We start from the raw sequence: 9,410 nt of genomic DNA, 5'->3' as shown, positions 1-9,410 counted from the left end.
CATACGGTGATTTTCGGGCATGCGGATGCGGCCACCGGTGGTGTTCGCTGGGGTGATGAGCTGTTGACGCCGGTGCAGTTCGCGGATCGTATTCGTGGGTTTCTTCCCGGGGATGGTCAGCCGATTGTTTTGGTGGTGTGTGGTGCGGGGGCTGGGTTCGCTGCTGGGTTGCGGGATGTTCTGGGTGTGGATGTTGTTGCGTCGTCGCAGGATGTGTGGCATCTGCCGGATGGGCGGGTTATTTCGGCGGCGACCGGTGTCAGTGTGACGGGTGTTCCGGGTCCGGTGGTGGGTTCTGGTGGGTGGTCGCGGTTTACCGCGGATGGTGGGCGGGTGGATGTGACGGTGGATGATCTGGCGGTGGCGTTGGCTGCGGCTGGGATACCTATGGGTGGTTTGGTGGCGGGGCAGTCTTCGATGGCTTTGCGGTGGGGCGCCGATACAACCTTCTCTGAAATGCTCCATCATCTACCAGTCGTCCAGGAACCCGTGTACGCGATCTTGCCCTCCATGTCGGAGGATGCTGTCACCCACTGGCTACAAGCCGCGTCCGACCATCCGCTGACGGTCTCGAACACGCTGCCGCAGACCTACGCTGACATGACTGTCGTGCAGTTCCCGCCGGGCACCGGCCGGGACGCCTCCACCGTGCTGAACGTGGATTCGGCGGCGGTGACCGTCGCCGTTGTCGACCCGTCGACTGAGATTGACCTGATGGTCGAGGACTGGCCAGAGCCCGGCTCGACGTTTGTGACGCTTCGCCATGATTCTTCGGATCCGCCGGATTCCGCGCCGGTTGTCGGCAGCCCAGGCGGTGGCCGGAAGACCAGCGCCACCGGAGCCACGAATGCGTCCCGCCCCGCCACCGGCGCGAGTTCCCCCTGGGGGTGGTCCAGCAGCGGGATGTCCACTGTCAGTGAACTATTGCGGCGGGTCGGTGCCGTGCGGGCGGCCGAGCTGCTCGAGGCGGTGGAGCGGTTTGTGGAGAGCGGTTCTGGCCGGGCGCTGTTGACGCCTAACGATCTTCTTGCCTTGGTGGTGCGGGGTCATAACGGTATCCATCGCACAACCGCCTATGAGAAGGATCTTCCTGAACTCAAGGTCAGGACATACCACGGATGGATGTACACGGCGAACCTGTTCACCCCGGAGATGGCCACCAGCCTGCGGCCCGGCACTCGGGTCGGCCTGCCGGGGTTCGCGCAGGCGTCGTCCGATCCGGCCACGATCGTCGGTGCGGCCGTCGGCCTGGCAATCTTCGGTACCGCTTTGGATCTTTCCGAGATGAACGGCCAGCCGCCTGGGACCATCCTATTGATCATGCCTGGCCATTCCTACGCGGTGATCGAGGTGGGCCATGACGCGTTGAATGCTGTGCGTATCACCCTCATGGAGTAGCGAGGACGTACCCGAAGGCTCCGCGGTTCGCGGCGACAGGCGGCCATGGCAACGAGGAGAGCTCGTGCCCGCCGCTTATTTTTTTAGCCCACTACTTGACATTGCAAGGTAGCTTGCTAGATTTACTTGCGTGCCTACCGCCCACGACCCGCAACTCCTCAAAGGTGTGCTGTCGCTGCTGCTGCTGTGCCTGCTCGCCGAACGCGAGTCGTATGGGTACCAGTTGGTGCAACGTCTTCGCGAGACCGGCCTGTCCGACATCTCGGACGGCACCGTCTATCCGGCGCTGACCCGGCTGGAGCGCGAAGGCCGGGTGACCAGCCGGCTGGTCACCTCTCGCTCAGGGCCTGCCCGCAAGTACTACCGACCCACCGAGGCGGGCTACGCGGCGCTGGCACAGGGGACCGTCCACTGGCTGTCGCTCGCCGACGTGGTCAACCCGGTGCTGTCCCGGCCGATCCCTGCGCAGCCTGCCCCACCTTCCGAGGAGGTCTGACATGACTCGTAGCCTGACCTGGGCCGACCGGTTGCGTATTGAACGCGCGGTGTGGACGCTCGACACCTATCTGACCGATCTGCCGAGGAAATCGCGGATCACTCAGCGCCGAGAGGTGCGTACCAACCTGCGCGCCGCCGCGGACGATGTCGGCACTGCCGAAGCGCTGCGGCGCCTGGGCAACCTGCGCCGGCTCGCGGCGGGCTACCTGGCCGCCGAATACGGGGAGTGGCAGCCCCGGCCTGAGTGGAGGACCGGAGCCGCCTGCATGCTCCTCGCGGTCCTCTTGATGACCAAGCTGGTGGCGGTCGGGCAGACTGCCTTTGGTGACGGCATTCGCGCGGTCGATCCACACGCCAGCGGCACATTCCACTGGCACGGGTTCACGTATCTGAACCAGGAGACCACGTACACCTTTGTCGACGGCAGGTACAGCACACTCGGGGGAGCGTGGACCCCGTTGGTCTACGCCGGCTTCGCCGTGGCGTTCATCCTCGGCGGTCGACTCTGGCGATTGCTGCCGGCCTGGCGCCGCAGGAATGCCGACGACTGAGAACGGTGGGCGCTCACCCGGCAGCCGCGCGACGCTGAACCAGCCGATTGGTATGGCCGGGTCTTCGGTCGATCATTCGGCGGTGAGTGACTCGGCAGTAGGTGAACGGACAGTAGGTGAACTGGCAGGGGGCGGCTCGCTGGTGGGTGGTTCGACGGTGGACGGTCGGGTCGGGTGTTCCCGCCAGCGGGAGGTGATCGGTAGCCTGCGGTCGCGACCGAAGGCCTTCGACGTCACCTTCGGTCCAGGGGGATTCTGCCGGCGTTTGTACTCGGCGAGGTCCACCAGCCGGATCACCCGTTCCACGGTTTCGGGGCTGTGACCTGCTGTGATCAGTTCGGTGCGGCCCTGGTCGCGCTCGACGTAGTCGTCGAGCACGGCGTCCAGGGTGGAGTAGTCCGGCAGCCGGTCCGAGTCGAGCTGGCCGGGAGCGAGCTCGGCGGACGGCGGCTTGACGATGATCTCTTCGGGGATGGGCGGGGTCTCGCCCTGGCGGTCGGCTTCCGCGTTACGCCAGCGCGCGAGTTCCCAGACCAGGGTCTTGGGCACATCCTTGATCGGGGCGAAGCCGCCCGCGCTGTCGCCGTAGAGGGTGGAGAACCCGGTCGCGAGCTCGCTCTTGTTGCCGGTGGTGAGTACCAGCTGGCCGTGGGCGTTCGACAGCGCCATCAGCAGCGTCCCGCGGACCCGGGCCTGCAGGTTCTCCGCGGCCAGACCGGCGAGCCCGCCGGTGGCGGTGAGCGCGCTGTGGAAGGAGTCGACCACCGGCTGGATCGGGATCACGGTGTGTGTGACACCGGTCCGCCTGGCGAGCTCGGCCGCGTCGTCCACCGACCCGGTCGACGAGTGGATCGACGGCATCGCGACGGTGTGCACCTGCTCGGCGCCGAGAGCGTCCACGGCGATCGCGGCGACCAGCGCTGAGTCGATGCCGCCGGACAGGCCGAGTACGACCGAGGTGAACCCGTTCTTGCGGACGTAGTCCCGGGTGCCGGTGACTACCGCGCGGTACAGTTCGGCCGCGGAGTCCAGTCGGTGCGCCACGACCGGCGCCTCGGCATCGAACGCCGGGACAGGTTCGCTCGCCAGCGGCAGCCGGGTCACCGTCATCGCGGTGCCGTCGCCCGCGTCCACCGAGGTCCCCTCGCCTGCCGCCCTGCCCGCGGCCAGGGCGGCAGCGCCGGTCGGCAGGTCCAGGTCGACGGTCAGCAGCGTCTCGGTGAACTGTTCGGCGCGGGCGAGGAGGCGGCCGGCGGCGTCGACCGCGAGCGAACCACCGTCGAAGACGAGCTCGTCCTGGCCGCCGACAAGGTTGACGTACACGAGCGCGGCGCCGGCCTCACGCGCTCGCCGGGCTGACAGCTCGTCACGTTGGAACGTCTTTCCGCGTTCGTACGGTGACCCGTTGACGCACACCAGCAGGTTCACCCCGGCGGCCCGCGCGACCGCGACCGGCCCGCCGTCCTGCCAGAGGTCCTCGCAGATGGTGAGCCCTACATCCACGCCGTGCAGCCGGAAGACCGGGAAGTCGTAACCGGGGACGAAATAGCGGAACTCGTCGAACACGCCGTAGTTCGGTAGGTGGTGCTTGGCGTAGCGGGCCACGACCTCACCACGCCACAACACCGCGGCAGCGTTCTGTGGCTCGCCCGCGGGACGGCCCAGGCGCGGCGTAGGAGCGCGGGAGGTGCCGAGGTAACCCACGATCACGGCCAGCTCCCCGCTGCCCTCGTCGGCCAGTCGTCGGGCAAGGCGATCGACGGCGTCGCGGGACGCCGCGGCGAACGAACGGCGCAGGACGAGATCCTCCGCGGGGTACCCGGTGAGCGTCATCTCGGGGAACGCCACCAGGTGAGCCCCGCGGCGTGCGGCGAGCCGTACCCATTCGCTCACCAGGTCCGCGTTTGCTTCAAGATCTCCTACTGTGGTGTTGACCTGAGCGAGCGCGACACGCAACTGGGCCATGGGTGCAGCCTAGAGCCCAAAGGTTGCGCGATCATGTTTTCCGCGCTGCCGAAGAGCTGAGGGCTGCGGCCGTGGCGGCTGCATGAGAGCGTGTGGGCAGGTCAGTCGCTATGGTCGGCGTTAGCAACCTGACGGGCCTCGGGTGACGCGGGGAGATCCCTCTCCCGCCAGACAGATTGTTTTGTGATCAAATGGGTTCTTCGTGATCGCGTTGCCGCCAGCCCGGTTGAACCTCGCCCGCCCGCGACGGCGAGCCCGACTCTCAGCGCGGAGGCGGTCATGGACAAGCAGCAGGAGTTCGTCCTGCGTACGATGGAGGAACGAGATATCCGGTTTGTCCGGCTGTGGTTCACCGACGTGCTTGGGGTGCTGAAGTCCGTCGAGATCGCGCCGGCTGAACTTGAGGGGGCGTTGGCCGAGGGCATCGGTTTCGATGGTTCCTCGATCGAGGGGTTCGCCCGCGTACACGAAGCCGACATGCTCGCGAAACCGGATCCGTCGACATTCCAGGTGCTGCCCTGGCGCGGTGAGAACCCGGCTACCGCCCGGATGTTCTGCAACCTCGTCATGCCCGGCGGTACGCCGTCTCCGGCGGATTCGCGCTGGGTTCTGCGTCGTATACTGGCCAGCGCGGCGGATGCTGGTTTCACTTTCTACACCCATCCCGAGATAGAATTCTTCCTACTGCGGCAGGCGCCGGCACGTGGTGCTCCGGTACCATCACCGGTGGACGAGTCCGGATATTTCGACCTGACACCGAACGACGTCAGCCATGAATTCCGACAGCAGGTCATCGGGGTCTTGGAACGCCTGGGGATATCGGTCGAGTTCAGCCACCACGAGGTCGCGCCCGGCCAGCAGGAAATTGATCTACGGTATGCCGACGCCCTCACCATCGCTGACAATATCATGACTTTTCGCCAGGTGGTGAAGGAGGTAGCTCGCCGGCAGGGCGTCTACGCGACTTTCATGCCGAAACCCTACAGTGATCAGGCCGGGTCCGGTATGCACACCCATCTGAGCCTTTTCGAAGGTGATCGGAACGCGTTTCACGACCCGACCGATGCCTACCATCTCTCCAAGGTCGCGCAGGCGTTCATCGCCGGCCTCCTCCGGCACGCCGCCGAGATCACCGCGGTCACCAACCAGTGGGTGAACTCGTACAAGCGGATCATCGGTGACCAGCGTGCCGGCGAGGTGCTGGAGGCGCCCGCCTACGTCTGCTGGGGACACAACAACCGGTCCGCACTCGTGCGGGTGCCGTTGTACAAACCGAACAAGCCGAATACGGCCCGCATCGAGTTCCGCTCGCCCGACAGCGCGTGCAACCCCTATCTCGCCTTCGCGCTGATTCTCGCGGCTGGCCTGCGCGGGATCCAGGAGGGTTACGAACTCCTACCGCCAGCGGCCGACGACGTGTGGACGCTCAGCGAGTCGCAGCGCCATGAGCGGGGTATCACGGCGTTGCCCGGTTCGTTGGCGGAGGCGATTGCCACCATGGAAAGATCCACGCTGGTTCGTGAGACGCTCGGCGACGACCTTTTCGAGTTCTTCCTGCGGAACAAACGTGCCGAATGGGCCGAGTACCGCCGTCAGGTCACACCCTTCGAGATTGACCGGTATCTACCGATATTGTGACCGGCAGTTAAGAGGCTCCGGCAGCAGGGCGTTCGATCAGGGAGCGGTGTCCGGGTGGATGGATCGCGAGGCGGCGGAGGGAGGCGCCCTGGTTTGGGCGTCGACCGACGGCAACGACGCGAGGCGCCGCTCGGACTGCGCGAGCCGGACAGTCCTGTTGCCGGAGCCTCTAGCCACACCCATCCACGGGGGAGCTCCATCCAGGCGCAGCTGGCTCGGCTGGGTTTCAGTAATGTCGACAGATCCGTTGCCAGCATGGGGCGGCTCGGGCTGCTCGCCGGTACCGACAGCCCCAGCGGGGCCACTGGCGTCAGCGGTGGTACCGGTGTCAGCGCCGCTGTCGGCGCGGCGCAGCCCGGCGCTGCCGACCGGCCAGGCGTCGACCTCTCACGCAGCCCTGTCCTGGTGGCGCTCTCGCGGGCGGCTGATCCCGATCTGGCGCTCGCGGCGCTGGAACGGATCGTGGCGACAGCGCCGCCCGCGGCCGGGCGTGAGCTGCTCGCGGCGTTGGCCGGTCAGCCGGGGCTGCGCGGCCGGCTCGTCGCGGTGCTCGGTGCGAGTACCGCGCTCGGCGACCATCTGGTCCGCCATCCCACCGACTGGCGGGTGATCGCTGACGACGGCGTGCTGCGGGCCGCGCCGAACGACCGCGTCACCCGTGCGCGCCTGCTGCGTGCTGTCGGAGCGGACCCGCAGGAGGTCGAGCCGCGCGCCGTCGGGGACGGTACCGATGTTCTGGACGCGCTGCGCGTTGCCTATCGTCGTGCTCTGTTCGTCCTCGCGGCTCGTGATCTCACCGGCGCTGTGTCCTTTGATGATGCCACCGCGGAGCTTGCCGGCCTCGCCGGAGCCGCCCTTGACGCCGCGCTCGCCGTGGCGCGGTCGGCGGTGCGGCCGGCGGCGGCGCCGGTTCGTCTCGCCGTCATCGGTATGGGTAAGTGCGGTGGCCGGGAGCTGAACTATGTCAGCGACGTCGACGTCCTGTTCGTAGCGGAACCTGGACGGTCCGGCGGCGGTACTCAGGACGACCGGGCCGACGAGGCCGCCGCGCTGGAGGTGGCCACCCGTCTCGCGGAGGGGATGGTCCGTGCGTGTGGGGCGGTCACCCGTGAGGGCATGTTGTTCCAGCTCGACGTGGGGCTGCGGCCCGAGGGCCGGGACGGCCCGCTGGTGCGTACGCTGGCCAGCCACGACGCCTACTACCGGCGATGGGCGAGAACCTGGGAGTTCCAGGCGCTGCTCAAGGCGCGCCCGGTCGCGGGCGACCATGAGCTGGGAGCACGGTTCTGCGCCGCGGTCAGGCCGCTGGTCTGGTCGGCCGCGTCGCGGCCGGGGTTCGTCAGCGACGTCCAGACGATGCGGCGGCGGGTGGAACGGTCGCTGCCGCCGGGAGACGCTGACCGTAACCTCAAACTCGGTCCGGGCGGGCTGCGCGATGTCGAGTTCGCCGTCCAGCTGCTCCAGCTCGTCCACGGCCGGACCGACCCCAAGCTGCGGACGGTCTCGACGCTGTCCGCGCTCGACGCGCTCGCCCGCGGTGGCTATGTGGCCCGCCGGGACGCGGCCGGTCTCGCGAACGCGTACCGCTTCCTGCGAGCTACCGAGCACCGCCTGCAGCTGCAGCGGCTCCGCCGGGTGCACACCCTGCCCCGCGACCCCGGTGAGCTGCGCTGGTTGGCCCGATCTCTTGGTTTCACATCCGCGGAGGAGATCCAGAACGAGCATGCCCGGGTCGCCCGGTTCGTGCGCCGGCTGCACGAGCGGCTTTTCTACCAGCCATTGCTGGCGGCGGTGGCACGGCTGTCGGTCGAGGAGGTCCGGCTCACGCCCGCGGAGGCCCGGGATCGGCTGGCGGCGCTGGGGTTTGCCGACACCGCACGCGCGCTGCGCCACATCGAGGCGCTGACCAACGGTGTCAGCCGGACGGCCACGATCCAACGCCGCCTGCTCCCGGCGATGTTGCATTGGTTCGCCGACGCGGCCGACCCCGACGCCGGTCTGCTCGCCTACCGTCAGGTCAGCGATGCGCTGGGCCACACGCCCTGGTATCTGCGGCTGCTGCGGGACGACAGCGGTGCGGCTGAACGGCTGTGCCGCGTACTGGCGACGAGCAGCTATGCCGCGGACCTGATGCAGCGCGCGCCGGAATCGGTGCGGCTGCTGCGGACTATCGACGACCTGCGTCCCCGCACCCGTGACCAGCTGGTTCAGGTAATGATCGCGGTTGCCCGCCGCAATCCGTCCGGGGAGCAGGCGGTTGGGCGGGCACGGGCGGTACGTCGGGTCGAACTCGTCCGGGTTGCCTGCGCGGATGTGCTCGGGCTGCTGGACGCCGCCGCGGTCGGCCGGGCGCTGTCGGACGCGGCGGCCGCGACCATCGAGGCCGCTCTGTTCGTGGCGGAACGGCGCTTCGAGCGACAGGCCGGCCGGCCGCTGCCGGTACGGATCGCGGTGATGGCCATGGGCCGTCTCGGCGGTGGTGAACTGTCCTACGGCAGCGACGCGGATGTCGTGTTCGTCCACGAGCCGATCGATGGCCGGGCGGACGGCACGACAGCCGGTGCTGGGATCGGTGTCACCGACAGCGAAGCGGCCGATGCCGCGGGTGCGGTCGTGGCCGAACTGCGCCGGCTGCTCGCCGTGCCCGCCGGCGACCCGCCGCTGATCCTTGACGTGCAGCTGCGCCCGGAGGGCAGCGCGGGCCCGATGACCCGTACGCCGGCCAGTTACGCGGCCTACTTTCGCCGGTGGTCGGCAGGCTGGGAGGCACAGGCGCTGTTGCGGGCGCGGCCGGTCGCCGGCGACACGGAACTGGGCGACCGGTTCCGCGACTGGGTGGATGAGATCCGCTACCCGGCGTTTCTGCCCCCTGGCACGGTGGCCGAGGTCGTCCGGCTGCGAGGCAGGATGGAGGCCGAGCGCATCCCGCGAGGCGTTGATCGTTCCCTGCATCTGAAACTCGGGCCCGGCGGCCTTACCGATGTGGAGTGGGTGGTGCAGGTGCTGCAGCTGCGTCACGGCCGGGCGATAGCGGCGTTGCGTACGACGTCAACGCTTGCCGGGCTTCGGGCGGCCACCGCGGCCGGCCTGCTCGACCCTGCCGAGGCCGCGGCCCTGGCGGACGCATGGATCTTCGCGTCCCGGCTCCGCAACGCGATCACGCTGGCCCGCGGGCGTCCCGGGGACGTGCTGCCGCGTGAACCGCGGGCGCTGGCCAGGGTCGCGCGGGCGGTCGGCTACGCGGCGGACCAGAGCGAGGCGTTGCTCGGCGACTACCAGCGGATGAGCGCACGTGCGCGCGCGGTGGCCGAGGCTCTTTTCGCCCGCGAAGCGGTAGCTGGGCCGTCCGTCGGATAGTGG

At 68.5% G+C, this 9,410-nt stretch carries 6 protein-coding genes; 5 read left to right on the top strand and 1 reads right to left on the bottom strand.

The window, feature by feature from the left end:
* The 3 genes from MJ785_RS09105 to MJ785_RS09095 all read left to right on the top strand — a co-directional run.
* On the top strand, nt 1-1,398 hold a 1,398-nt coding region (locus MJ785_RS09105), incomplete at its 5' end, for a hypothetical protein (RefSeq protein WP_239380420.1).
* Between the two features lie 130 nt (nt 1,399-1,528).
* Entirely contained in the window at nt 1,529-1,894 is a 366-nt protein-coding gene (locus MJ785_RS09100; protein WP_239380419.1) for a PadR family transcriptional regulator, read from the top strand.
* Between the two features lies 1 nt (nt 1,895).
* Entirely contained in the window at nt 1,896-2,447 is a 552-nt protein-coding gene (locus MJ785_RS09095; RefSeq protein ID WP_239375506.1) for a hypothetical protein, read from the top strand.
* Nucleotides 2,448-2,519: 72 nt separating this feature from the next.
* On the opposite strand, the gene MJ785_RS09090 is transcribed toward MJ785_RS09095, so the two are convergent.
* Nucleotides 2,520-4,412, bottom strand: a complete 1,893-nt coding sequence (locus MJ785_RS09090) for an NAD+ synthase (RefSeq protein ID WP_239380418.1) — start codon at nt 4,410-4,412, stop codon at nt 2,520-2,522.
* A gap of 279 nt (nt 4,413-4,691) precedes the next feature.
* On the opposite strand from MJ785_RS09090, the gene MJ785_RS09085 reads away from it, so the two are divergent.
* Nucleotides 4,692-6,050 carry a glutamine synthetase family protein gene (locus tag MJ785_RS09085; RefSeq protein WP_239380416.1) on the top strand — a complete coding sequence of 453 codons (1,359 nt, stop codon included), beginning with the start codon at nt 4,692-4,694 and terminating at the stop codon, nt 6,048-6,050.
* 135 nt (nt 6,051-6,185) lie between these two features.
* On the top strand, nt 6,186-9,407 hold the full coding sequence (locus MJ785_RS09080; RefSeq protein ID WP_239380427.1) for a bifunctional [glutamine synthetase] adenylyltransferase/[glutamine synthetase]-adenylyl-L-tyrosine phosphorylase: 3,222 nt from the start codon (nt 6,186-6,188) through the stop codon (nt 9,405-9,407).
* Nucleotides 9,408-9,410 lie beyond the last annotated feature (3 nt).

This window comes from Protofrankia sp. CiT1, from assembly GCF_917627335.1.
In the GTDB taxonomy this organism is placed as follows: domain Bacteria; phylum Actinomycetota; class Actinomycetes; order Frankiales; family Frankiaceae; genus Protofrankia.
This window is presented reverse-complemented; position numbering and strand designations above follow the sequence as displayed.

Coding starts and splice junctions, on each gene's coding strand:
- MJ785_RS09095 (WP_239375506.1), top strand. CDS start 1,896: ATGACTCGTAGCCTGACCTGGGCCGACCGGTTGCGTATTGAACGCGCG.
- MJ785_RS09090 (WP_239380418.1), bottom strand. CDS start 4,412: ATGGCCCAGTTGCGTGTCGCGCTCGCTCAGGTCAACACCACAGTAGGA.
- MJ785_RS09085 (WP_239380416.1), top strand. CDS start 4,692: ATGGACAAGCAGCAGGAGTTCGTCCTGCGTACGATGGAGGAACGAGAT.